Raw genomic sequence first — 25,076 nt, forward strand, 5'->3', positions numbered from 1 at the left:
ATGAGCGTAACATTGGTGTACTACTTTTTGATTGTTTGGGGTAAGAATTACATCTTCTTACCCCTTTTTTATAACCTGAATCTGTCATTCAACACTTCTGGGGCAAGGATGATCGATCAGTGATGGAAAATCAATCTTGTTATGCACAAATTGTGTTCAAAACCAGTTTTAAAAATAAAGCGCTGGAGATCAGATTTTGAAAATGCAGCCTTAGAGATTAACGCTTGGGAATGAAGCTTTGGGAATTCAGAACTGAGAAGATATCTGAGAAATAACTTGGGGTACTGGCAAAGCGCTAGTGGTCATGGGGGCAAGGGGCTTAAGTCCCTTGTCTTCGTCGATCAACGGGGTAAGCAGAGTATCAATTTTGACTGTTTAAACATTTTCTGCGAGGGCGATCGAGTTTGGGCCGACATCGTTAATCTTTGCGGGGTTGATCACCCTTAAACCGGATGATTAGTAAGTGAGCTTGGTCACAGATTTCAAGCAATGCTACGGGTTTTCAAAAACCGGGGGATGGGTCAACAGACCGCTTTCCGAATCGGGCTTTGGGGGGATGAATTGCAAAGAGACAGAACTGTTCTTGATCGCGGTGTGATGGTCAGCGCCACTCAAAACCCGATCGGGTCGCTTGTCCGGTTTTGGGCGCGATCGAGCCGTAAGGGCTGTCAGGGTTGCCCTGCCCTTGGGGGCGATCCGGCGGTGACCGAGGGCGATCGATTGCCTGCCCCGATTCCCCCATGCACTGTGCTGGTTCCGCCGACTACACTGAGGACAGCCCCACCCAAGCAAGCTATGGGACTGCCATTCTAATTTCGCCCCGTTCATCCCCATGAAACGTTTGCTGCAACCTTTTCAGGCTCGTTTGTCGCGAACGGTGGCCTTGGGGGTGTTGTTTAGTATTGTGACCATTGAGGCGGTGATTCTCATTCCCTCCTATTGGCGAAGGGAACGTGAGCTAATTGACTACATGCAACGGATTTCCACCGCTAAGGTGGTGACCCTGGCGCGTTGGTCGCAGGCTGCACCGGAGTTTCAGGATCCCGTGCGGTTGGCCCAGCGGTTGGCCAATCAGACAGATGACCCGATTTCCCTGTGGAAGGGGCTGGCATTCTATGACCAATCGGGGCGTTTGGTGGCCACGGTGGGCGAAAAGCCTGAGTTGACCATCACGGCGGTGGCCGCGGGTCGCCGTGAACAACTGAGCCGCGATCAACAACGGCTCGATTTGGCTTGGCCGCCCGATGCCAGACGCAACTACACCCTGGTGGTTCGCCACGACATGAACCCGGTTTATGCGGAATTGCGGGCTTTTATTTTCCGCATTCTGGGATTGGTGGTGCTGATTTCGGTGTTTGCAACGGGGGTGACGATGGTGGTGTTGTCGCGGGTGGCGATCGTGCCGATTTTGCAAATGCGCGATGACCTGCGGCGAGCGGCGGACTTAATCAGTCGTGAGGATACCTCTGGGGAGATGTTGTATGCCTGCCAGGTCGATCGCCCCGATGAGTTGGGGGAGGTGATTACGGCCTTCCGGCATATGTATAACCGGATTCACCAGGAAATTTTGGAGCGGCGACGGGCAGAGCGGGAATCGGAAAGCCTGCTGCTGAATATTTTGCCCCCCGCGATCGCGGAACGATTGAAACGGGGCGAACACCCGATCGCAGAACGGTTTGAACAAGCGACGGTGCTGTTTGCGGATTTGGTGGATTTCACTGGACTAGCAGCCCACATCACCCCGGGCGAGTTGGTGCAACAGCTCAATCACATTTTTTCCACCTTTGACGCGCTGGCTGATACCTATGGCCTCGAAAAAATCAAGACGATCGGGGATGCCTACATGGTGGTGGGGGGTGTTCCGGATCCGCACCCGGACTGTGTGACGGCGGTGGCGGAAATGGCGTTGGCCATGCAACGGGCGATCGTGGCCTACCAGCCCGCCGCCGACTCCACCCAGCACCCCTTTTCGATCCGGATCGGGATCCATACGGGGCCCGTGGTGGGCGGTGTGATTGGTATCCGCAAGTTTATTTACGACCTCTGGGGCGACACGGTGAACACGGCCAGCCGAATGGAGTCCCATGGAATGCCGGGCCAAATCCAGGTGACCGAAGCGGTTTACCAAACCCTGCGCGATCGCTTCCAATTTGAGCGGCGGGGCGAAATTGCCATCAAGGGCAAAGGCACAATGACCACTTATTGGTTGCTCGATCGATTGGCAACCAACGGCCCCATGAATGGCGCAGCCGCGAACCCGGCGGCCCACCCCCCGATCGCCTCAGGATTGTCGGGAAATCGCCAGCCCTCCTAGGCCTTGGGTGGCGTTACGCCCATCCGAATTTCGGAGCAGAAGGAGGCAAAGGTGGGGCCGCCCGATCGGGTTGTGGTACTCGATCGAAACCGGAGATTATCGCTAGCAAACCAAATTCGCTCCTCAATCCAGCCACCCTCCACCGGAAGGGTAATCCACAGGGCCCCATCGCCGCCGAAACTGTAGCGACCGGGTTGGGGTTGGCTGTTGCTGCCCGGCGTGGCCAACAGCGGCCCCGCTCCCGACGGATCCGGAGCCAACGCCAACAGCACCGAGGATCCCAATTCCTTATTCGGAGAAGCCGTGATCGCTTCCCAACGCATTTTCAGCCCCGCTGCGATCGCCTGCGGATCGGCCCCATATTTCTGACAAAGGGCGATCGCCTCCGGTGCGTCGGCCGTTAGGGCTTCCATCCAAAGATCCCCTTTGCCCAAAACGGATTTGCGATCGGTCAAATTGTGGCCCGTCCGTTGGGAAAACCACTTACCCACACATTTTTCTAAAAACTCAGCGATCGTGCTCATGATGAAACAAAGAATTGATGGTTGATTAGGGTTTTGCCGTAAAAAAATACTCAAAAAAGGTCAGGGCTGAAATGGATTTGGCCCTGGGAAGCCGAAAATTTGTTGCGATCGCCTGGCCGGGTCACAGTCTGGATCTGAGCCAGGCCAAGCAACTCAAACTCCCCATGAATCCAGGTTATGAATCCAGGGTCTGATCGGCCGCAGGATTCGACGGTTGATCGAGCTGATCAAGCTGTTGCAATCCATAGTGTGCCGCTTCGGCCACCTGGGGATGGCTATCTTTAGCAAGATATTTCAGGGCCGATCGGCTCTTCTCACTGGGCAACTTACCCAACGATTCCGCCAAGCGTTGCCGCACCAGCCAATCATCCGACTGCACAAAGGTCAACATCCGCTCAACAGCTTCCACGGCTCCCACCTCGCCCAGCGCCGCGATCGCCGCCTGCTGCACAATCACCTCCGCACTATCCAGCGCATCAATCAGGGTTTTGCGGGCGCGTGGATCGCCCAAGTTCCCTAACGAAACGGCTGCACTGAAGCGCACCAACCAATCCGTATCCTCATAGAACAGGCGGATCAGGGGTTCAACGGCGCGGGTGTCGTGCAAATAGCCCAACGCTCCGGCTGCATTGGCGCGGATGCTGTAGTCTTTGTCCGCCAACAGGCCCATCAGCAGGTCAAAACATTCCTCTGTGGGCTTCAGTCCTAGGGCAAAAACGGCCATGGTGCGCACTTGCAAATGGTCGTCGTTGAGAACTTTTTTAATCAGCGGTACGGCATCAACCGGCGACACATCCCGCAGAGCCGTGAGGCCCAGGAGCCGATCGCGCGAATTGGGGCTTTCGAGTTGGTCGGCAATGCGATCAAGATTGGGGTCGGACATGGGGTGAGGCTACCAAAACGGATCGACGAATTGGCCAAGCATTTCACCATCATACCAAGGGCCAACTCTCCCCAGACATGACCGGGGATCACGGGGCCAGCCGCGGCCGCAACCAACCCAAATATTCCTCATTGCGTCGTCGATCGATGGAGTGAGCCGATTGTTGCAGTTCTTGGATCACGAACTGTGGCTCAAAAAGTTGCTGAATTTCGGCAATGCTGGTGCCAAAGGGCGGGCCACCGGGGCGATCGTGGGTGAAAAACACCGCCACCAAGGAGCCTTGATCCTTCAGGAGCGATCGCACGGCCTGCACATAGGCCGGCCGCAGACTGGGATCGATCGCGCAAAAGCAGGTGTGCTCAATTACCCAATCAAATTGCCCAGCCCAATTGGCCGCCAAATTGAAAATATCCGCCTGCACAAATTCCGCCGCCACACCCCGATCGCGGGCTGCCCGGTCAGCTTCGGCAATGGCAGAAGGGGCCAAATCAAACCCCACAACCTGAAAGCCCCGATCGGCCAAAAACACCGCGTCATGGCCCCGGCCGCAGCCCACCACGGCCATGCGTCCTCCCGGTGTCACATCGGGGCGATCGGCCCAGGCCACCAAAACAGGTGATGGTTGTCCCAAGTCCCAACCGGTTTTGCCCGTTTGGTAGGCCGTTTCCCAAAAATCAATCGTTGGTTGTTCCTCGCTCAGAACCATGTTGAGGTGTTTGCCGTTAGTTGATGAATTGGTGAATCAGTTCTTTGACCATTATTCTTTGGTCATTATTTAGGTACGGTCTGACGGTGCTTTTTCCTGCCCAAGATTTCCATCTCGCTCCATTTCACACCCCCATTTCACGACCTCTGAATTATGCAATCGATCGCCCTTCCTCAGGATTCGTTCAATCAACAGTGGCTAGCGGCGATCGCCCCGGAAGATTGGGTGAATCCGCAACCGGCGGATTGCTATGACTTGGTGGTGGTGGGCGGCGGGCCGGCGGGTTTGGTGGCGGCGGCCGGCGCGGCGGGCTTGGGCTTGGGGCTAAAAGTGGCCCTCATTGAGCGCCGCTGGTTGGGTGGGGACTGCTTGAATGTGGGCTGTGTTCCTTCCAAGAGCTTGATTGCGGCGGCCAAAGCGGCCCGATCGCCCGTGGAACCGGAAACCTTTGCGGCGGCCATGGCCCAACTGCGGGCCGTGCGATCTCGCTTGGCGGTGCATGACTCAGCCCAGCGGTTTCAGGGGCTGGGGGTCGATGTGTTTTTGGGCGAAGGGCGCTTTCAAGATCCTCGGGCGATCGCGGTGGGGTCCCAAACGCTGCGGTTCAAAAAAGCCGTGATTGCCACCGGAACCCGCCCACAAGTGCCGCCAATTCCGGGCTTGGCCGCAGCCGGCTTTGTCACCAACGAGACTCTTTTTAACTGGGTGCAGCGGCCCGATCGCCTGGCCATCTTGGGTGGCGGCCCGATCGGCTGCGAACTGGCCCAGGCCTTTGCCCGACTGGGAACCCACGTGACCCTGATTCAACGGCGATCGCGCCTATTGCCGCGCGAAAGTGCCGCCGCCGCTGCCATTGTGCAACGGGCCTTGGAGCGGGAGGGAATCACGGTGTTGACGGGGCAAACGGTGACCCAAGTGGATCGATCGCCCTTGGGTTGTGAAATTCAGATGGCCCAACATCCTGCGATTGCTGTGGATGAAATTCTGGTGGCCGCTGGTCGATCGCCCAATGTTGAAACCCTGAACCTGGAAGCGGCCCAAGTGGCCCTTGGCCCCCAAGGAATCGCCGTCAATGATTTTCTGCAAACCAGCAATCCTCGCATCTTTGCGGCGGGCGACGTGTGCCAGGGCGATCGATTCACCCATGCGGCCGATGCGGCGGCCCGTCTTGTTTTGCAAAATGCGCTATTCACGCCCTTTGGCCTGGGCAAGGGCCGCTGGAGCAAGGTCACCATCCCCCGAGTCACCTACACCGATCCGGAAGTGGCCAGTGTGGGCTGGATTGATCCCGGAGAGGGAATTAGCCCAATTGTCCCGGGGCCGGCCCCTCGGTTGATTGAAGTACCCTTAAGCCAAGTCGATCGGGCCCAGACTGATCGGGTGGCCGAAGGGTGCTTGCAAGTGTGGCTAGCCCCCGATCGAGACCAAATTTTGGGGGCCACGCTCATTGCTCCCCACGCGGGCGAAACCATTGGCGAAATTACCTTGGCCATGGCCGCCGGTTGGGGGCTGGGCCGGCTCGCCAAAGTGGTGCATCCCTACCCCACCCAGGCTGAATGCATCAAAAAAGCGGCGGATGCCTATCGCAAAACCCAACTGTCCGATCGCACCCGCCAGTTACTGGCCTGGTTGCATCGTTGGAGCTAGGTCGCCTCTCGATCGCAGACGGCGGGCCCCAAGCAAGCCGCCTGGTTTGGTTGGCTTAGCCACCTGCCTACCCCAGACACCGCTTCTGACCCTTCCCTCTTCTTCCCTCTCCACTGAACGACTGCTATGAAACGACGGGATTTGCTGTATGGCCTAGGCGCTGCCGGTAGCGCGATCGTCCTCAACAATTGCACCTTCGCGCCCAGCACGCCCCAGCGCAGCCGCCGAGCTGCGTTGTTCAAGGTGGCGATGCTGTTGCCTCGGGGCGCAGACAGTGACGATTGGTGCCGAGAAGGGATGACCGGCCTCGGGCGCATTGAGCGGGAATTAAACGCAGAAATTGCCTACACCGATGACATCAATAAGGGGTTACCTGCCAGCTTGCCGCAAGCGCTCGATCGCTACGCCAAAGAAGGTTTCGGCTTCATCATTGGCCACAGCGGAACCTTCCGCGACGATATGGTCAAGGCGGCGGTGCGCTACCCCCGCACCCGTTTTGCCATAGTGGCTAGCGACAGTGGCAACAACCGGAATTTCGGAGCCTTGGGCTATCGCAATGCTGAATTGGGCTATCTATTGGGGGCAACCTTGGCCTTGCAGCCCAAATTGCAACATATTGGCCTCATCACCAGCCTGCCCACCCCGCCCATTAAGCAATTCAACTTAGCCTTTCAAAATGCCCTGCGCCGCTTTGCCCCCGATCGCAAGCTTTCGATCGAATGGGTGGGGAGTTTTGATGATGAACCCAAGGCGATCGCCCTCACCCAAAAGCTGATCGGCGCGGGAATTGATGGGCTGGCCATGAATTGTTGGACGAATAATCCTGCCATTGTTAACGTAGCGGTCGATCGCCAATTGCCCATGGTGGTGTTGGGCCCCGATTCTCGCAAATTGGCCCCCAACTTAATTTTGGCCAGTGGCCTCATCCACGTGCCAGAGCTAATTTTGCATGGGGCCAGACTGGCCCAACGGGGACGTTGGGAAGGTCGCCAATACCTCTTTGGGCTATCAGAACGGGTGCTGGAATTTATTCCCACCACTGGTAACCTGAACCCTGAGAGTCAAAAGGAAATTGCGGATCTCCATGACCAAATTCGTAGCGGCCGCTTGGAGGTTTTAGAGGAGCGTTAAGCCATCAGGGTTTTGGGATTGGATCAAGTACTCTCAATCTCTCGTGGCAATTACCAGCGCACTTAAAACAGGTATTGATTTAGGTATTGGCTTTGGTATTGGCCGTGATTGAATTTGGGGTTTTGGTTGAATTTAGTTCAGTGGGGATCAATCCTCTCGGCAAATTCCTCTTAGACTGCAAGCTGAGCAGCCAGGGAGTTGAGGTATCGCAAGAAACAAGCTGAACAGTAGAAAAATAGATGTACAGCTTGATAGACCGAATCAACCGACCAATGGACGGGTTCATCGATCAACTTATCGATCAACTTATTGATCTCTTGGTTGATCCCTTGATTGAGGTGCAAGCTGATCAGCCAATGGACAAGCTGATGCGTTGGCTGATGTAAGGGTGAATTCATCAATTGGGCTGTGAGTCAATTGGCCAGTTGATTGATGGGTCGATTGACCGATTAATCCATGTGCCGGCTGATGTGCTGGCTGATGTATGGTTGGGCTATGGGTTTAACAGCAACAGTTGCTCGCCAAATGATGCCGACGGTTAAGGTGCAGGGGAAAGTGCTGAACAATCGTCAACCCTCTGCTGCCAGCGAGGCGTTATGGATTAGCCACGAATGAGGCTCAAACAACGGTTTCAGCAATTGGTGAACTATCGCCGCTGGTGGCCCATGTCCCTGGCGCTGCAAATCCGTTTGGGGCTGACTTTGATGGTTTCCCTGGGAACGCTGGCCACTGGGGCCCTGTTGGCCTACAACAGCACTCAGGTGCAACTGAAAACGCTGCATCAGTTGCAGGCGGCCCAATCGCGGGCGGTTGCTGAACGCATGAGCACCTATCTCGAAGATTTCCAGCGCAAATTGGGCTATTTGTCGCGGGTGACGGGGTTGTCGGAGTTGCCGGTGCCGGTGCAGCGATCGCTCCTGGAGGCGTTGATTCGCCACGATTCGGCCTATGAAATGGTGGCGATTTTGGATCGATCGGGACAGCCCGTCACTTTTGTGGCCACAGATCCCCTCTTTCGTCCCCAAAACCAAAACCACACTGTGGCCTTCTCGCGGGCCTACCGCTGGGCCGAAGACTATGTGGGTTGGGTGGAGTCAGAGCAGCTCCACGATCGGCGGGTGCGCTGGATCATGATGAGCGTGCCCATTCGCGATCGCTCGGAGCAAATTTCGGGGGTACTGCTGGCCCGGGTGAATTTAGATTTCCTGGATTCTGTGCTCAGCGAGGCCTGGAGTGAGGAGGCGGGCTATACCTATTTGCTCGATCGGCGCAATGTGGTGCTAACGGTCAGCGATGCTGATCCCACCACCTTCGCTCCCATTAATTTAGAGCTAGAGGGGCAACACCTAGCGGAACATTTGGATCAGGCGATCGCGGGGGAGGTGACCCAATATCAAGGCTTAAAACAGGCGCAGGTGATTGGAACCGTTGCGCCCATCCCCTCCAGCAACTCCAGCGGCTGGCGAGTGGTGACGGAGTTGCCCTTGGCCGATGCCTATGCGCCGCTGCGTGACCTGATTTTACAGATGACCCTTGGGGCGATCGCGGCGGGAGCGGCGGCCGGCTGGCTCAGTTGGCGCTTGGCCCACCGGGCGATCCATCCCTTGCAATTGCTGACCTATGAGGTGATTAAGCTCGATCGGGCTTCCTTTCTGCAACTCCATCAACACAGCCACATTGACCAGCTCGCGGCCACCCACGATCGCCATGAGCTGGGTATTTTGGCGCGGGCCTTCAAGGACATGGCCCACCGGCTGGGGGAATCTTTTGTGGCCTTGGGCAAGGCCAATGAAGAATTGGAACAGCGAGTTTTGGAACGGACGATCGAACTGCAACGGGCCTTGGATGATCTGCGCCATACCCAATTGCAACTGATCAAAACCGAAAAAATGTCCAGTGTGGGTCAATTGGTGGCCGGATTAGCCCACGAAATTAATAATCCCGTCAGCTTTATTTTTGGCAACCTTGCCCATGCTCGTTCCTATTTTGAAGATATTGTTGAACTACATCAAATTTGTATTCAAGAATTGGGCTATCAGTCCGATGAACCCATGGAACAAGCCCTGGCTAAACTGCCAGAGCGAATACGCGAGAAATGGGAAGAAATTGAATATGATTTTATTCTCCAAGACTATCCAAAATTGCTGCAATCCATGGAATATGGAGCAGTTCGCATTCGGGATCTGATTCGAAACTTGCGAGAATTTGCGCGCTTGGATGAGGCCGAAGTCAAAATTGTTGACCTCAATGCCAGTCTTGAAAGTACCCTGACGATCTTGCAAAATCGACTGGGGCCCATGCCAACTCGCTCTTGCATTACCTTGCATCGATCGCTTGGAGAATTGCCCACCGTCACTTGCTATGCGGGCCAGCTCAATCAGGTGTTTCTGCAAATTTTGAGCAATGCGATCGACGCGATGGATTTGTTGCCCAATGATGAACAGCCGCAATTGTGGATCACAACCGGTTGCCTCGATGAAGCGATTGTGATTTCGATTCGAGACAATGGCCCCGGTTTGGATGAATCCGCCGCCAACAAAATTTTTGATCCCTTTTTCACCACCAAGCCCGTGGGTCAAGGCACAGGATTGGGCCTATCGATTAGCTACCAAATTGTTGTGGAAACCCATGGCGGTTCCTTGGAAGCCAAGAACCATCACCAAGGGGGGGCGGAATTTACCATTACGTTACCGCTCGATCGGCTGACACAGTTGGCACGCCGCACCGTTCCCCATGAGGCGGATGCTGATCATGATCTAGCCATTGATCCCAGGGAAGGAATTGCCCAAGCTTCTGCGAATCGGGTCAATAGCAATACGATCACCACCAGTCCGGCGGCGACGGTGGGCATTCCGCTAATTTAGCGCCATGGTTCTCCAACTTCTTTGAAAACGATTCAGTGCAGTTGGTGACATAGGGCGGTTGAGCTGATTGATCTGCCTTATCCTTACATTCTTAGGACTACCGCGCGGGCAAGCACCAATAGTTGTGGAGACAAGGGGCTTAAGCCCCTTGTCTAAGTCGATCACTGGGGCGTACAGAGTAGCAATTTTGGTTTTTCAGACATCCTCTTAGGCGACGGACTGGAAGAAGTTGATCGTGGTGCGTAGAGCTTGGGCAAACCGATCAATTTCTTCGATCGTGTTGTAAAAATACAGGCTGGCGCGGGCGGTGGAAGCAATGTTCAGGGACTTGTGCAGGGGTTGGGTGCAGTGGTGACCCGATCGAATGGCGATTCCCTCTTGATCCAAAAATGAGGAGAGATCGTGGGCGTGAATCCCATCCACGGTGAAGGCCGCCAGAGCCGCCCGGCCGGACCCATCCGCCTGGGGACGGGGGCCATAGATGCGCACTTCGGGAATGGCCCTGAGGCGATCGAACAGGTGGCGGGTTAATTCCGCTTCGTAGTGATGAATGGCATCCATCCCGATCGCGCTTAGGTAATCGATCGCCGCGCCCAGGGCGATCGCTTCGCCAATGGCCGGTGTGCCTGCTTCCAGTTTGTGGGGCAAGTCCGCATAGGTCGATCGCTCCAAATCCACCTCGGCAATCATTTCCCCACCTCCCAAAAAGGGCGGCATCGATCGCAGCAATTCCAGCTTGCCGTAAAGGAAGCCAATGCCCGTTGGGGCGCACATTTTGTGGCCAGAAGCCACCAGCCAATCACAATCCAGCGCTTGCACATCCAGGGCCAAGTGGGGCGCACTTTGGCAAGCATCCAGCAAAACTTTGGCTCCCACCGATCGAGCGGCGGCCACCACCTCGGCCACGGGCAAAACACAGCCCAAGGTGTTGGACACATGCACCAGGGAGACCAGTTTGGTGCGATCGGAAATCAGCGATCGCAACTGCTCCAAATCCAAAGATTCCGTGGCATCCAAGCCCACGAATTTCAGCACTGCCCCCGTGCGTTGGGCCACCAATTGCCAGGGCACTAAGTTGCTGTGGTGTTCTGCCACGGACAGGATAATTTCATCGCCCGCTTGCAGTTGGCTCATGCCCCAACTGTAGGCCACCACGTTGATCGCTTCGCTGGCATTGCGTGTGAACACAATTTCCTGAAACGATCGGGCATTCACAAACTTAGCCACCTTTTCCCGCGCCGCTTCATAGGCATCCGTGGCCCGCATACTCAGGGTGTGAACCCCGCGATGCACATTGGCGTTGTCCCACTCGTAATAGTGCCGCAAGGCATCAATCACCTGTCGGGGCTTTTGGGAAGTCGCCGCATTGTCCAAATACACCAGCGGCTGATCATGCACCCGCTGATCCAGGATCGGGAAATCGGGGCGCACCTGTTGGGCGATCGAGCGGGGCAAGGTGAGGGTCATGGCACAGGGAACAGAACAAGAGGATGAAGTAGACCTAATGACCAACCGGGAGCAAGGGTGATTGGCTCGCGATCAACCGATATCAGTGGCGACTGGTGAATGGCGATTGGTGAATGGCGATTAATGAGGCTCTAGCTTGCGCTGCCTGGATTAATCCGTTGGGCAATTTGGCGAGCCAAGGTCGATCGCAATGAGGCGATCGGGAGGCGATCCAAAATTTCCCCCGCAAACCCATCCAATAGGAGTGATCGAGCCGTGGCCAAATCCAAGCCACGACTACGACAGTAAAACAGCTCCGTTTCCTCCAGTTGGCTAACCGTGGAACCGTGAGAACACTTCACATCATCCGCAATGATTTCCAGTTGCGGCTTGGTGTCCACCCGCGCCTTGGGCGACAGCAACAAATTGCGGTTGAGCTGGGCGGCGTTGGTTTGTTGCGCATCGTGATCCACAAAAACCCGTCCATTGAAGACCGTGTGGCCCCGATCGTCCGCAATGCACTTGTGCAACTGATCGGCGGTTCCGTGGGGATGGCTCAACACCAGGGAGCTATGGGTGTCCGTTAACTGCTCACCCGTGGCCACCGACAAACCGTTCAGGATGGTTTCAGTGCCGGGGCCCGTTTGGGCAATGTCGATCGAGTGACGGGCGATCGACGCACCCTGGCTGATGGTGGTTAGGGTGTAGTGACTGTTCCAGTCTTGGGAAATGGCGGTTTTGCCGATGTGGATCGCCTGTTCGCCTTCCCGTTGCAGCCGCACATGGTGCAGGGTGGCGCAATTTCCCAGCACCACTTCCATCACGCTGTTGGTGCAATAGCCGCCTTGCCCGATCGCCACATAGTCTTCAATCAGGGTGCAATGGCTGTCGCCGGCCTTGGCCAACACCAAGCAACGGGGCTGACTGATTGCCGGTTGATCCGCCGTGGCCACATGTAGCAGGTGAATAGGTTTGGCTACCTGCACGCGGCGTTCCAGCTCAATCACCACACCATCGTTCAGGCCGGCCGTATTCAGCACCGAGAAGGCATCCTGGCTGCCTTGTTGGCCCAGGTGGCTCGCCAGGCGCTCCCGATCGGTCACGGCCGCCAGCGAGCTGATCGTGACACCATCGGGCAACCCGACCAGATTCGACAGTTCCGGCACAAACCGACCGTTCACCACCACCACCCGCACCGATGCTTCGGGAATGGCAAATGCCGCGATCGCCTCCGGTTGAAGGGTGGTCAGCTCCGGGGCCCGCAACGCGATCGCCAACATGGGCGACAGATCCGTAAACCGCCAATCCTCATCTCGCGTCGAAGGCAACGCCATTTCCTGCGCCACGGCCTGGGCCTGCGATCGCAGCCGCTGCACCAATTCCCAATCGGTTGCCGGAGTGGCCGCCGTCACCGTGGCCAGCAAGCCTGCGTAATAGGTTGATCGCTGGGCTGCCTTGCTCGGTGCTCGATCGCCCGGCGTTGAGTTCGCCGTCAGTGCGTCCAAATCTGCCTTGTTCAAGTCCGTTAAACCACTCAAATCCACGCCCATCGTTACACCCCCACCGGCTGCAACTCGTCTACCCAGTCGTAGCCTTTGGCTTCCAATTCCAGCGCCAATTCCTTATCGCCCGTCATCACGATTTTGCCGTCGTACATGACATGGACATAATCCGGCACAATGTAATCCAGCAGCCGTTGGTAGTGGGTGATCACCAGCATCGCATTCTTTTCGTTTGCCAGTTGATTCACCCCCTCAGCCACAATCCGCAGAGCATCAATATCCAAGCCGGAATCCGTTTCATCCAGCACGGCCAAGGTGGGTTCGAGCAGCGCCATTTGCAGGATTTCGTTGCGCTTTTTCTCACCACCTGAAAAGCCTTGATTCACGCTGCGATCGAGGAAGGACGCATCCATTTGCACCACTTGCAGGCGATCGCGCACCACATCCTCAAAATCAAAGGGATCCACTTCCTCCAATCCCTGGTGTTTACGGCGGGCATTGTAGGACGCGCGCAGAAAATCCAGGTTGGAAACCCCGGGAATTTCTACCGGGTATTGGAAGGCCAAGAACACCCCCGATCGGGCCCGTTCTTCCGCTTCTAATTCCAAGAGGTTTTGTCCTTCAAAGACCACCTCGCCACCGGTCACCTCGTAGGCCGGATGTCCTGCCAGAATTTTGGAAAATGTACTTTTTCCAGAGCCATTGCGACCCATAATCGCGTGAATTTCGCCGGCCTTAATTTCCAGGTTCAGGCCCTTCAAAATCGGCGTGTCATTCACATTGGCGGTGAGGTTTTTGACCGAAAGGACGGTCGGTGCATTATCAACAATCATCGTGGCCCTTCAACCCTCAAAAACAGGCTTCCAATTCAATAAACAAGCTCAACAGACAAGCTCAACAGACAGGTTCAACAAACAGGTTCAACAAACAAGGGACTTAGAGCCTGTCGTCATTTCCCTCGCCGTAGGGGTTGGGTCTCCCAACCCTAACCCGGGCGATCGCTCTAACCTTGTTCACCCCTGGGAACACCCAAGAATCACGGGAACTGGGCGGGGAGACCCTGCCCCTACGACTGCTCGGTTGGGAGAACGAGGTCATCAGGGTTTCAGGCGATTTGACGACACACCTTAAGCCCCTTGTTTCCAATCCCGATCGACCCAGTGCCGTTAGCCCACCGAGCCTTCCAACTTCAGGCTAAGGAGTTTGTCGGCTTCCACCGCAAATTCCATGGGCAACTGGTTAAACACATCCTTACAGAAGCCCGAAATCATCATTGAAACGGCATCTTCGGCAGAAATACCCCGTTGCGCCAAATAGAACAATTGGTCTTCGCCAATCTTGGACGTGGTGGCTTCGTGCTCCACCCTGGCCAACTCGTTCTGCACCTGGATGTAGGGATAGGTGTTGGCTTGGGCATTGCTGCCAATCAACATCGAATCACATTGGGAATAGTTGCGCGCCCCATCGGCATTGGGCCCCACTTTCACCAGGCCGCGGTAGCTGTTTTTGGACTTGCCTGCCGAAATGCCCTTCGAGACGATCGTGCTGCGGGTGTTTTTGCCGATATGCACCATCTTCGTGCCGGTGTCGGCCTGTTGACAGTTATTGGTGAGGGCAACGGAATAGAACTCCCCGATCGAGTTATCACCCACCAGCACACAACTGGGATATTTCCAAGTGATGGCTGATCCCGTTTCCACCTGTGTCCAAGAAATTTTGGAATTCCTGCCTTTGCAGAGGCCGCGCTTGGTCACGAAGTTATAAATTCCGCCCTTCCCGTTCGCATCCCCGGCATACCAGTTTTGCACCGTGGAATATTTGATGCTGGCATTGTCCAGGGCCACCAATTCCACCACCGCCGCATGGAGTTGGTTGCTGTCATACATAGGAGCCGTGCAACCTTCCAAATAGCTGACGGAGCTGCCTTCTTCAGCCACAATCAACGTCCGCTCAAACTGACCGGAATCCCCGTTGTTGATGCGGAAGTAGGTGGACAATTCCATGGGGCATTCAACGCCCTTGGGAATGTAGACAAAGGAGCCATCGCTAAACACAGCGGAGTTGAGGGCTGCAAAGTAGTTGTCCGCGATCGGGACAACGCTGCCCAAATATTTTTTAACCAGCTCCGGATGCTCCTTGAGGGCCTCAGAAATGGGGCAGAAAATTACCCCATGTTCTGCGAGCTTTTCGCGGAAAGTGGTGGCCACGGAAACGCTGTCAAAGATGGCATCCACCGCCACATTAGCCAGCCGCTTTTGCTCCGAAAGGGGAATTCCCAACTTCTCGAAGGTTTCGAGCAGGGTCGGATCAACTTCATCTAGGCTCTGCTTCTTCTGCGTTTGCTTCGGAGCGGAGTAGTAAATGATGTCTTGATAGTTGATCGAGGGATAGTTCACATCGGGCCAGGTCGGCTCCGTCATCTTCAGCCACTGGCGGTAGGCCCGCAGCCGAAATTCCAGCATGAACTCTGGCTCGTTTTTCTTGGCCGAAATGGCGTAGATTGTCTCTTCACTCAGACCCCGAGGCAGGGTATCTGACTCGATGTCGGTGACGAAGCCGTACTTATAGGGTTGGTTAACGAGGGTGCTGACGGATGCGCTCATGGCTCGTGGGGACTGGCGTTCTTCTCGGAGGGGGCGGGGGCCATCGGCGGAATGGACGATCGCACCTTTGGCTACCGGGGCGATCGAACGGATTGTAACCACTCACCGCGCGGAAAATCGCGGGAGTTGGCAGCGCTAGCGCATGTTTAGGATTTCGTCGAGGCCGATTTCCTGCTGCTCGCCCCGGAAATCATTGTCAGGGGTTAGAAACAACATGCAGTGACATTCATAGCGCTCGCGCATGGGCACACAAGGACAGTTCCAATAGGCAGCGGCCACTTCGGCTTCCTTGTCTTCGTAGTGCCGACAGGGGCAAAGGGGCGAGCCGAGTTCGTCCTTGTGGCGGGCGAGACCTTCGATCACGACAGCGGTCACGCCCGGATCAGCGCAAAAGTAAGTGCCGGTACGTTTGGCGTAGCTTTCAGCGAACTTCCGAACTGCATCAAGGCTCTTTTCGCTGGCGTGGGTCGTTGCATTGTCCATGTCGGCGGGTCTCTAGAAATTAACGGTGGGGTTTGTATAATGACCTTGATTGCTAAAACAACTTGATTGTTGCGTAATCGTCTTTAGCGTACTTTAGCAACGCAAAAGTTGTCAAAGCCTGAGCGATCGAGGCCAGAATATAACAATAGGCTGTTTTCTTAACCGGTTGTTTTGAACGGGCCGATTCACGGTCGATCGACTGGCTGCCGCTGCCGAATGCTGCCCAATCCACGATCCACGGTCTGAGCGAATGAGTGCTCTTCAGCAAGCGTCCACGAAGCATGACATTTTGAAATACCTCCTCCAGCAGGGAGAAGCCACGGCCCAACGGCTGGCGGAGGCGCTGGGCATCAGTCCACAGGCCACCCGTCGCCACCTGAAGGATCTCGAAAGCGAGGGGCTGATTTTGCACGAGGCAGCCAGGGGCGGCACGGGTCGTCCCCAGCACCTTTATCGGTTGAGTCCGGCGGGGCGATCGCAATTTCCCGACAACTACGATGAATTTGCCGTGGATTTGCTCCACACCCTGACCGAAACGATCGGGAATGACCAAGTGCAGTCCCTGCTGCGGCAACAGTGGGTGCGCAAGGCCTTGGACTACCGCCGACATCTGGGCGCGGGAAATTTGCGCGATCGGGTGGCTCGGTTGGTGGACTTGCGCCGCGCCGAGGGCTACATGGCCGAGTGGGAAGCGATCGAGCCGGAAGCCGACGGCCACCCACGCTACTTGCTGGTGGAACACAACTGCGCCATTTCCACCGTGGCCGAGTCCTATCCCGGTGTTTGTGCCCATGAGTTGGAAATGTTCGCGATCGCCCTCCAGGGTTGCAAGGTGGAGCGCACCCACTGGATTGTGGGCGGCGAGCACCGTTGTGGCTACTCCATCCAAGAGTCGGAAACCACCCCCACCCCCGCAACCCGCGCCAACTAGACTCGCTCCACCCGGCCCCACAACCAGAGGGGCGCGATCAAGAAGAGGCGCAATAAGGAAGGGCGCGATAAAGAGAGGTGCGATCAAGGTGCAAGCGATCAGGTCAGAAATCGGGCTAAGGTTAACTAGCGGGGGGTTGCCGATTGCAGCGCGCCTGTTCAACTCCGCCTGTTAATCCCACCCATTCCAGCCCGCCCATTACATCTCGGGTGCTGTCTCCCCAATCTGGGTGAACTGTGCCGAGCGATCGCGATGGAAACCATCCGCCTCGATGCCTATGCCGCTGAACAATCCTATGAATCCTCAGGGTTTGGAGTTTTTGACCCCCGAAGAGTCTGCAAAGGTCGATGCGGCTCTGTTGTCTCAGCCCGAAAAGTTTTTAACGCGGTTGACCCTCTCGTCTTTGAAACTGCTGCGCTACATTGCCGAGGACGAGGGCGTGGCGATCGAAGCGTTAACCCATGATCAGGTGATTGCTTGGTTTGAGCGCGACGCAAAGCGTAAGCGTGAGCAGGGAATTGATGCAACAGTGCTGAAGTGGGATGTTTAGATCGGTTTACAGACCTGTTCTGGCGGGTCTGTTTTTGATAGATTTTGGGTCTAATTTCCTTTTGAATTGCCTTTCAATTTCCCTTTTAGCTTCAACTTCACGTTCAATTTAAGTTCAATTTCACGTTCAATTCCCACTCTAATCCCAACTCTAATTCCCGATTTACAACAACACCATGCTTGACTGGCTCCACACCCTTCTGGGTCACGATCATCACGCCCTGTCCCAATCGATCCAAGCAAGTTGGCAGTTTGGGTTTTCTGCCTTGCAAACCAGCCCTGCCAGTGAATTTTTGCGGGGCTATTGTGTCCAAATCTGTGCCTTTTTGGTTCCGGCCAATTTGTTGGCGACGATTCAAGCGTTGGTGATGATGGTGATCGATCGCCCTCTGCGCGATCGATTGGTAATTGGTTTGGTTGGCAGTCTTTACGCCACCTTGATGGTGTTGCATGTGGCAACCTGGTTTGCGGTGGGCGTGGTGATGGCTCCGACCTATGTATTGCTGTCGTTGGCGGTGGTTTGTTTGGTGATGAATGGAGCAATCATTGGAAAAGCAGTTCGATCGAGATCCAACTTGAGCACCTCCGTCGCCGCTTCGGCCCCAGCTCTCTAGAACTGCACCATTAAAACTGCTAGGACTGCACCAATCAAACTGCACCAATCGATACCCATCGATAAAGGCCAGATAGAGATGCCTTTTGCATAGGCACAAGTTCAAACCGATCACCATCCTTAAAGGATCAACCCAAAAAAACTCCAAAGGTCAACCCAAAAAACAGACAAGGGGCTTAAGCCCCTTGCCCCCATCATCTTGTCAGCCCACAATCTTGCTGTGGAAGAATCAGGGCTGTCATCAATTGAATGAACCTGAATGAACCCAGATCAGCTTGACCTAGATCAAACCTAGATCAGCTTGATGGCCCGCAGGGTGAACATCATGCCCGCTGCCACGCCCAACATGCCGCCAAAGAAGATGAAATAAGTAATTGCGCCAGACATGGGCCAAGCCTCCCAATGGATTCTGAAAAATGGGTTAGTCCCTAACCATTGAACCATCCCGCGCTAAAATACGGCCCGCTCTGGTTTTTTGCCGTTCGTTCACTGTTGCTGGCGCAATTGCGCTTTGGGTTATGGCCGCTACGATTCGCGTAAATTTACCCCAAAATGCCTACGACATCGCGATCGGGGCGGGCTTGCTCGATCATGTGGGCGATTGGATGCGCGAGCGAGCGACCCAAACCAATCCCAAGGTTTTGCTGGTCTCAAACCCGCAAATCTTCAAGCGCTATGGCGATCGGGTGATCGCGTCTCTGCGGGCCGCGGGCTACCAAGTCCAAAGCTGCATTTTGCCCGCTGGTGAGCGCTACAAAACCCCCAGCTCTCTCCAAAAAATTTACGATGCGGCGCTCGATTTCCGTTTGGAGCGATCGAGCGTCATGTTGGCGCTGGGCGGCGGAGTGATTGGCGACATGACCGGGTTTGCGGCCGCCACTTGGTTACGGGGCATCGCCTTTGTTCAAGTGCCCACCTCGCTGTTGGCCATGGTGGATGCCGCGATAGGGGGCAAAACCGGCATTAACCATCCCCGAGGCAAAAACCTGATTGGGGCGTTTCACCAACCGAGGCTGGTGTTGATTGATCCCGAGGTGTTGGCCACCCTGCCGGTGCGGGAATTGCGGGCGGGCATGGCGGAGGTGATTAAATACGGCATTATCTGGGATCCAGATCTGTTCGATCGGCTGGAAGCGGCCCCACGCCTCGATCGATTTGCCGCCATTCAACCCCTGTTGGGCGAAATTTTGCAGCGATCCTGTCAAGCCAAGGCCGATGTGGTGGCCCAAGACGAAAAAGAAGGGGGCCTGCGGGCCATCCTCAACTATGGCCACACGATCGGCCATGCGATCGAGTCCTTGACCAACTACCGCTTGGTGAACCACGGGGAAGCCGTGGCGATCGGGATGGTGGCGGCGGCTGAGTTGGCGGCCAAAATGGGCCTGTGGGATGGGGGCAACTGTGCCCGACAACTGGCGGTGATTCAAAAAACGGCCCTGCCCGATCGCGTGCCGGCCAGCCTAGATCCGGGAGCAATCGCTGACTCCTTGCTGTTAGATAAAAAAGTCAAAGACGGCAAAGTTCGCTTCATCTTGCCCACTCGGATCGGAGCCGTTGAAATGGTTGATCAAGTTCCCGCTGATGTGTTGTACCCAGTGCTGCGAGCCTTACAGGGTTAACAGCGGGGCCCCTGAGCACCGGTCTCTGGCTGGATGCTGGCTTTTCCCGGGTTCGGTCAGTGTTCGGCCAAATGTAGTAGACTCTGCCTGACGCGGGTTCTCGTTGCATTCTGAAACGTTGGTAGCCCCATGTTCCCGTATTTGTTTCATTTCATTGCGTTTCTGGCGGCGGCGGCCATTGTGATGTGGACAACGCCGATCGTCCGGGCTGCGGGCCTCAAAACTGGGCGCTTTGATCTCCCCAACGAGCGTAAAATGCACGATCGCCCCATGGTTCGACTGGGGGGAATTTCGATCTTTTGCGGCGCGATCGCAGCTCTCGGTCTGGTGTGGTGGCTGGGCGGCTTTGAAACCGCCAGTTCCCACAAAATCAATGAAATTATTGGTGTTTTAGGGGGCGGGATCGCCTTTTTTGCGATCGGGCTTGCGGATGACCTCTATGGCCTTTCTCCCTTCACGCGCCTGGCCATCCAAACCGCCGTCGCCACCGTCTGTTGGCATGTGGGCGTTAGCATCGACTTCCTCACAATTCCCGGCTTGGGCCTGGTGCAATTGGGCTGGCTGAGCTTGCCCATCACCGTCCTCTGGTTAGTGGGCATGGTGAACGCCATCAACTGGATTGACGGTCTGGATGGTTTGGCGGCCGGCGTTTCCGGCATTTCCGCCACCGTCATGATGTTTGTGGCTCTGTTTATGAACCAGCCGGCCGTGGGCCTGATTGCCGCGGCCTTGGCGGGTGCGGCCCTCGGATTTTTGCGCTACAACTTCAACCCTGCCCAAATCTTTATGGGAGACGGGGGAGCCTATTTTATGGGCTTTGTGCTGGCGGGGGTAGGGGCGATCGGCCTGGTGAAGGTGACCGCCGTAACTTCTGTGCTGCTGCCTTACCTGATTCTGGCGGTTCCGTTGCTGGATATGTCGGCGGTCATTCTCGATCGCCTGCGCAACGGTAAGCTGCCTTGGATTGCCGACAAGCGACACTTACACCACCGCCTTTTGGATGCCGGCCTGTCCCATCGGGCGGCCGTTTTGTTTATTTATGCCCTGACCCTGTGGGTGGGAACCCTGGCTCTGGCTTTTTCCGGAATGCCCAGCGGTCTTGGCTATGCCCTCGCGGCCACCGCCGTCTTGAGCTACATGGGCTGGCAAGTTTGGCGACAGGCCAAAAACCCCTCCTAGGACTGACCGGATGGATCCGATCGCCCTACTGATCGGCCTGGGGCTGGGCGGAGCGATCGGCTGGTGGGGGCGTGCTGCTTGGCGATCGCCCAAACCCGATTCATCGCCCTCCTTGGATCAGCTTCAGCATTACCTGTGGCAGTGGCACGATCGCCACGCTCAATCCTTAGATCTGTCACTCGATCGACAGACAACCCTAGAACAGCACTTGCAAGCCTTGGGTGATCGGTTAGGGGCGATCGAGCAACAGCTCAACACCTTGCCCGCCGTCTCGATCGACCCCGAACCCGCCCCCCTAGCCTCAGAGGTCGGGTTCGATTACCTGCCCCTCAACGACTTACTCGGCAATGGACAATGGCAAGCCGCCGACACCGCCACCCGAGACTATTTGCTAGCGGCCTTGGGCAAATCAACCCGGGATTCCCTCACCCCCGACGATCTCCAGCACCTGCCGCTCACGGACTTAGCCACCATCAACCAGCTTTGGGCCTATTGGAGCGGTGGTCGGTTTGGTTGGACAGCTCAACAGGCCGCCTGGCAAGCGGCCCAAGGCGACTATGGGCAATTTTGCGATCGGGTTGGTTGGCGCAAAGGCGAATCCTGGTGCTACGCTGACGAACTTTCCTTCCGCGACAATGCACCCATCGGCCATTTGCCCACCATTGTTTGGACAAAACGCGCCTGCTATGGCCTAGGAGCCGTTCCCGTGTCGAGCCTGTTGGCCGCCCTGCTCGATCGCCTGGCTCAGGCCGATCGCTGAAGCCCGTCTGGGCCACGGCGAATTCCCCAAAAGCGAAGGACTACGAGCAATTCACCCATCAACCAACCCATAAACCAACCTATCAACCAGCTCATCAACACCATCTAAAATTTGATTGGAATCCCCAGAAAAAACGGTAGATAACCAGTATTACTCAGGATTTTTGTATATAAATTTCCGTAGTAAAACTATTGATTATCAAAACTTATCCATGACTTATTCATGGGAAAAATTCAAAAAAATATCAACCTCCTCACGGCGCACTCAATTACTCCTCCAGGGGCCGATCGGGGCCTAAATTTTCTAAGTCAGCTTCCCAATCAGCTCAAGAATTGCGATCGCGCATTGCTATTCCCAACTATCAATGCTGCTTTAGCAAATCTATAAAAATCACTAATTAAGAAACGAATAGCCATTAGGAGCCAAATCATGCTTACTTTGCTCTCATCAACCGGGGCAATCGATCGTTAAAAATCTTGCAGAAAAAATATTCACCCCAAGCTAATTTTTCAACGATCACGAGTGATTCCTTTGTCGTAGATTAAAAAAGCGATCCGTGGGCAGGCCCACTCCCTTCCCACCCTTAGCTCCCAGTTGGAGTGATTGTTCTTAAACTTCGCAACCAAATCCATGTTCTTACAGGAAACCCTGGCGGCTTTCATCACACGGATGGATGGCATCGCTCCAAGTAATTTTGTTCCCCTGTTTGCGCCCCTGCTGGCCACCGCCGAAGCCGAAAACGCCCCGATCGTTTTGGCTGGCGTGCTTTTATCTCTGGTGATCATTTATTTGTCCAGCAAACTTGGCTCAGAACTGGCCAAGCGGCTAGACTTTCCCCCCGTTTTGGGCGAATTAGTTGCCGGGGTGATCGTTGGGGTGTCGGCACTGCACCTGATCGTGTTCCCAGAAGGGGGCTTGACGGCCAATGACTCGATCGTGATGCAGGCCCTCAGCCTGATTAACACCCTCACGCCCGAAGCCGTCACGGATATCTTTAGCTCCCAAAGCGAAGTCATTTCCGTGCTGGCGGAACTGGGCGTGATTGTGTTGCTGTTTGAAATCGGCTTGGAGTCCGACCTGCGGCAGCTCAAAGAAGTGGGCATTCAGGCCACCGTTGTGGCCTGTGTGGGAGTCGCGGTTCCCTTTGTTGCGGGCACTGCGGGGCTGATGACCATTTTTGGTGTGCCCGCCATTCCTGCCATCTTTGCGGGCGCGGCCCTGACCGCCACCAGCATCGGGATTACCTCCAAAGTCCTGTCGGAGTTGAACCAACTCAAGTCCAAGGAAGGACAAATCATCGTCGGCGCGGCGGTGATTGATGATGTGCTGGGGATTGTGGTGTTGGCCGTGGTGGCCAGCCTGGCCAAGACCGGCGAAATTGACACCGGCAACGTGATCTATTTGATTGTTAGCTCCACGGTGTTTCTGTTTGGCTCCATTTTGCTGGGCGGTGTATTCAACAAGTTTTTTGTGAAGACCGTCGAAGCGCTGAAAACACGCGGCAACATTGTGATTCCGGCCTTTATTTTTGCCTTCTTCATGGCATTTTTAGGCAACGCAATTCATTTGGAAGCCATCTTGGGGGCCTTTGCGGCCGGGTTGGTGTTGGATGAAAGCGATGCCCGCAATGAGCTGGATGAGTTGGTGAAGCCGATCGCGGATTTGCTGGTGCCCATTTTCTTTGTGACGGTTGGGGCCCGCGCCGATTTGAGTGTGCTGAATCCGGCAGTTCCCGAAAACCGGGCCGGCCTGCTGATTGCCGTGTTCTTGGTGGCCGTGGCAATCGTGGGCAAGTTGGTGACCGGCTGGGCCGTGTTTGGGCAACCGGGCATTAACCGCTTGGCGATCGGGGTGGGTATGATTCCCCGGGGCGAAGTGGGTCTGGTGTTTGCGGGCATCGGTTCCGCCAGCGGTGTGCTGAGCAAGCCCCTGGAAGTGTCGATCATCATCATGGTGATCTTGACCACCTTCCTGGCTCCGCCGTTCTTGCGGGTGGCCTTTGGGCAGCAGGAATCGAGCACCAGCGAATCAACCCCCTAGGGATTTGTTCAGCGATTCGTCCAGTTCTCGAAATTCTCTAGGCAACAATTGCCCCTGATTGCAACAAGGATCAGACCACCGACCAGACCACGGATCACACCGCTGATCCCGATCGATTGCAATTGATTGCTCATCATCAAACTGGATCACCGTCGGGGGCCTTGGCTCCCGATTTTTTTTGCTTGGTCTTGGCTTTTTGGTTGGCTTTTTGGGCCGATGATTAGGGCGATCGGGAACTGAGGAACCCCTCACTTTTCCCAAAATCTGGTAGATTCAGGCAGTCGAACAATGAGTCCTAAGCCGTTATGACCTATTGCCTTGGCATTGTTACCCAGGAAGGATTGGTGATGGCCGCCGATTCGCGCACCAATGCCGGTGTTGATAATGTTTCCACTTATAAAAAGTTATTTGACTTTTCCTTACCGGGCGATCGAGTCGTTGTTGTTTGCACCTCCGGGAATTTATCTCTCACCCAATCTGTTATTAGCCATCTTGAACAGGATTTAAAAAATCAAGCCAGCATCACGCTCCACTCCCTCGCTAGCATGTATGACCTGGCCCATTATGTGGGTCAAACCCTCCGAAAAATTCACCAAGAACATGCCGAGTGGCTCCGCAAAGACAATGTGGATTTTTCGGGAAACCTGCTCTTGGGGGGGCAAATTCGTGATGAAAACCCCCAGCTATTTTTGATTTATAACCAAGGCAATTTTATCCATGCCACGGTGGAAACCCCATTTCTGCAAATTGGAGAAACCAAGTATGGAAAGCCCATCCTCGATCGCACCGTTAGCTTCAACACACCCCTCAACTCAGCAGCAAAGTGTGCGTTGCTGTCCCTAGACTCCACCATGAAGTCCAATATTTCCGTTGGCCCCCCGATCAACATGGTGATGTATCGCAAAGACTCCTTTGAAATTCGCCATCGGCTGCGGCTACCGGCGGGCGATCCTTACCTAGCCAAAGTAGGTCAAGAATGGGCTGCTTCTTTGCGCAAGGCCTTTGATCAAATGCCCGATTTGGAGTGGGAATATACCAACTAATCCAACTCATTACAACTCATTCTCATCACAACTCATTGAAGACAAGGGGCTTCAAGCCCCTTGCTCCCAAGACTGCTGACCCTTCATTTAAGGATCAACTCTTCTAAGAATCAGCCCTTTTAAGAATCAACCCTTTTAAGAGCTGATTTATAAAGACAATATTAATCAGCCATCCCCGCTAATCGTTTCACCATCAAATGCATTAAGCAGCCGTAGATCATCCCTTCGCTCGTCTCCGA

The 25,076-nt window shown here is 55.3% G+C and carries 23 protein-coding genes; 12 read left to right on the forward strand and 11 right to left on the reverse strand.

Going from position 1 to position 25,076, the window contains the following annotated elements; genetic code table 11:
• Positions 1-601 precede the first annotated feature (601 nt).
• A complete protein-coding gene (locus H6G53_RS17865; RefSeq protein WP_190527388.1) occupies positions 602-742 on the reverse strand; it encodes a hypothetical protein in 141 nt (46 codons plus the stop codon).
• Positions 743-832: 90 nt separating this feature from the next.
• On the opposite strand from H6G53_RS17865, the gene H6G53_RS17870 reads away from it, so the two are divergent.
• Positions 833-2,314 carry an adenylate/guanylate cyclase domain-containing protein gene (locus H6G53_RS17870; RefSeq protein WP_099533263.1) on the forward strand — a complete coding sequence of 494 codons (1,482 nt, stop codon included), beginning with the start codon at positions 833-835 and terminating at the stop codon, positions 2,312-2,314.
• On the opposite strand, the gene H6G53_RS17875 is transcribed toward H6G53_RS17870, so the two are convergent.
• From H6G53_RS17875 to H6G53_RS17885, 3 genes are all read right to left on the reverse strand, one after another.
• Positions 2,311-2,838 (reverse strand): phycobiliprotein lyase, encoded by a 528-nt coding sequence (locus H6G53_RS17875; protein WP_190535346.1) that lies wholly within the window; start codon positions 2,836-2,838, stop codon positions 2,311-2,313. The two genes, H6G53_RS17870 and H6G53_RS17875, sit on opposite strands and share 4 nt — an antisense overlap.
• A gap of 175 nt (positions 2,839-3,013) precedes the next feature.
• Positions 3,014-3,721 (reverse strand): HEAT repeat domain-containing protein, encoded by a 708-nt coding sequence (locus tag H6G53_RS17880; protein ID WP_190535349.1) that lies wholly within the window; start codon positions 3,719-3,721, stop codon positions 3,014-3,016.
• 88 nt (positions 3,722-3,809) lie between these two features.
• Positions 3,810-4,427 carry a methyltransferase domain-containing protein gene (locus tag H6G53_RS17885; protein ID WP_190535352.1) on the reverse strand — a complete coding sequence of 206 codons (618 nt, stop codon included), beginning with the start codon at positions 4,425-4,427 and terminating at the stop codon, positions 3,810-3,812.
• Positions 4,428-4,580: 153 nt separating this feature from the next.
• Here H6G53_RS17885 and H6G53_RS17890 point away from each other — a divergent pair, with 153 nt between their 5' ends.
• The 3 genes from H6G53_RS17890 to H6G53_RS17900 all read left to right on the forward strand — a co-directional run bounded on the left by H6G53_RS17890 (position 4,581) and on the right by H6G53_RS17900 (position 10,069).
• Positions 4,581-6,074: a mercuric reductase gene (locus H6G53_RS17890; RefSeq protein WP_190535355.1), complete on the forward strand. Its 1,494-nt coding sequence runs from the start codon at positions 4,581-4,583 to the stop codon at positions 6,072-6,074.
• Positions 6,075-6,200: 126 nt separating this feature from the next.
• Positions 6,201-7,205, forward strand: coding sequence for a BMP family ABC transporter substrate-binding protein (locus H6G53_RS17895; RefSeq protein WP_190535358.1), 1,005 nt, complete (start codon positions 6,201-6,203; stop codon positions 7,203-7,205).
• 611 nt (positions 7,206-7,816) lie between these two features.
• On the forward strand, positions 7,817-10,069 hold the full coding sequence (locus H6G53_RS17900; protein ID WP_190535361.1) for an ATP-binding protein: 2,253 nt from the start codon (positions 7,817-7,819) through the stop codon (positions 10,067-10,069).
• A gap of 207 nt (positions 10,070-10,276) precedes the next feature.
• On the opposite strand, the gene H6G53_RS17905 is transcribed toward H6G53_RS17900, so the two are convergent.
• The 6 genes from H6G53_RS17905 to H6G53_RS17930 all read right to left on the reverse strand — a co-directional run bounded on the left by H6G53_RS17905 (position 10,277) and on the right by H6G53_RS17930 (position 16,335).
• Positions 10,277-11,536, reverse strand: a complete 1,260-nt coding sequence (locus H6G53_RS17905; RefSeq protein ID WP_190535364.1) for a SufS family cysteine desulfurase — start codon at positions 11,534-11,536, stop codon at positions 10,277-10,279.
• A 131-nt stretch (positions 11,537-11,667) separates the two neighbouring features.
• Positions 11,668-13,065, reverse strand: coding sequence for a Fe-S cluster assembly protein SufD (gene sufD, locus H6G53_RS17910; protein WP_190535367.1), 1,398 nt, complete (start codon positions 13,063-13,065; stop codon positions 11,668-11,670).
• 2 nt (positions 13,066-13,067) lie between these two features.
• Positions 13,068-13,850, reverse strand: a complete 783-nt coding sequence (gene sufC, locus H6G53_RS17915) for a Fe-S cluster assembly ATPase SufC (RefSeq protein ID WP_099535544.1) — start codon at positions 13,848-13,850, stop codon at positions 13,068-13,070.
• Between the two features lie 333 nt (positions 13,851-14,183).
• Positions 14,184-15,620 carry a Fe-S cluster assembly protein SufB gene (gene sufB / locus H6G53_RS17920; RefSeq protein ID WP_099535630.1) on the reverse strand — a complete coding sequence of 479 codons (1,437 nt, stop codon included), beginning with the start codon at positions 15,618-15,620 and terminating at the stop codon, positions 14,184-14,186.
• 135 nt (positions 15,621-15,755) lie between these two features.
• On the reverse strand, positions 15,756-16,103 hold the full coding sequence (locus H6G53_RS17925) for a ferredoxin-thioredoxin reductase catalytic domain-containing protein (protein ID WP_099535546.1): 348 nt from the start codon (positions 16,101-16,103) through the stop codon (positions 15,756-15,758).
• A 52-nt stretch (positions 16,104-16,155) separates the two neighbouring features.
• Complete coding sequence (locus H6G53_RS17930) at positions 16,156-16,335, reverse strand: hypothetical protein (RefSeq protein ID WP_099535548.1); 180 nt, start codon at positions 16,333-16,335, stop codon at positions 16,156-16,158.
• A gap of 18 nt (positions 16,336-16,353) precedes the next feature.
• Between H6G53_RS17930 and sufR the strand changes: the two genes are divergently transcribed.
• The 3 genes from sufR to H6G53_RS17945 all read left to right on the forward strand — a co-directional run bounded on the left by sufR (position 16,354) and on the right by H6G53_RS17945 (position 18,197).
• A complete protein-coding gene (gene sufR, locus H6G53_RS17935) occupies positions 16,354-17,034 on the forward strand; it encodes an iron-sulfur cluster biosynthesis transcriptional regulator SufR (RefSeq protein WP_099535550.1) in 681 nt (226 codons plus the stop codon).
• A 277-nt stretch (positions 17,035-17,311) separates the two neighbouring features.
• The gene (locus H6G53_RS17940; protein WP_242026244.1) at positions 17,312-17,584 is read left to right on the forward strand and encodes a hypothetical protein; all 273 of its coding nucleotides are present in this window, start codon (positions 17,312-17,314) and stop codon (positions 17,582-17,584) included.
• Positions 17,585-17,759: 175 nt separating this feature from the next.
• Positions 17,760-18,197, forward strand: a complete 438-nt coding sequence (locus tag H6G53_RS17945) for a hypothetical protein (RefSeq protein WP_199309315.1) — start codon at positions 17,760-17,762, stop codon at positions 18,195-18,197.
• Positions 18,198-18,487: 290 nt separating this feature from the next.
• Here H6G53_RS17945 and H6G53_RS19055 read toward each other — a convergent pair whose 3' ends face one another.
• Complete coding sequence (locus H6G53_RS19055; RefSeq protein ID WP_099535552.1) at positions 18,488-18,583, reverse strand: cytochrome b6-f complex subunit PetL; 96 nt, start codon at positions 18,581-18,583, stop codon at positions 18,488-18,490.
• Positions 18,584-18,714: 131 nt separating this feature from the next.
• On the opposite strand from H6G53_RS19055, the gene aroB reads away from it, so the two are divergent.
• From aroB to H6G53_RS17975, 5 genes are all read left to right on the forward strand, one after another.
• Positions 18,715-19,815: a 3-dehydroquinate synthase gene (gene aroB, locus H6G53_RS17955; protein WP_190535370.1), complete on the forward strand. Its 1,101-nt coding sequence runs from the start codon at positions 18,715-18,717 to the stop codon at positions 19,813-19,815.
• Between the two features lie 129 nt (positions 19,816-19,944).
• Positions 19,945-20,994 carry an MraY family glycosyltransferase gene (locus H6G53_RS17960; RefSeq protein WP_099535556.1) on the forward strand — a complete coding sequence of 350 codons (1,050 nt, stop codon included), beginning with the start codon at positions 19,945-19,947 and terminating at the stop codon, positions 20,992-20,994.
• Between the two features lie 10 nt (positions 20,995-21,004).
• Entirely contained in the window at positions 21,005-21,754 is a 750-nt protein-coding gene (locus tag H6G53_RS17965) for a GUN4 domain-containing protein (protein ID WP_190535375.1), read from the forward strand.
• 669 nt (positions 21,755-22,423) lie between these two features.
• Positions 22,424-23,794: a cation:proton antiporter gene (locus tag H6G53_RS17970; RefSeq protein WP_199291579.1), complete on the forward strand. Its 1,371-nt coding sequence runs from the start codon at positions 22,424-22,426 to the stop codon at positions 23,792-23,794.
• Between the two features lie 305 nt (positions 23,795-24,099).
• Positions 24,100-24,837 carry a proteasome-type protease gene (locus H6G53_RS17975; protein ID WP_190535379.1) on the forward strand — a complete coding sequence of 246 codons (738 nt, stop codon included), beginning with the start codon at positions 24,100-24,102 and terminating at the stop codon, positions 24,835-24,837.
• Positions 24,838-25,076 lie beyond the last annotated feature (239 nt).

This window comes from Limnothrix sp. FACHB-406 (assembly GCF_014698235.1).
Taxonomy (GTDB): domain Bacteria; phylum Cyanobacteriota; class Cyanobacteriia; order CACIAM-69d; family CACIAM-69d; genus CACIAM-69d.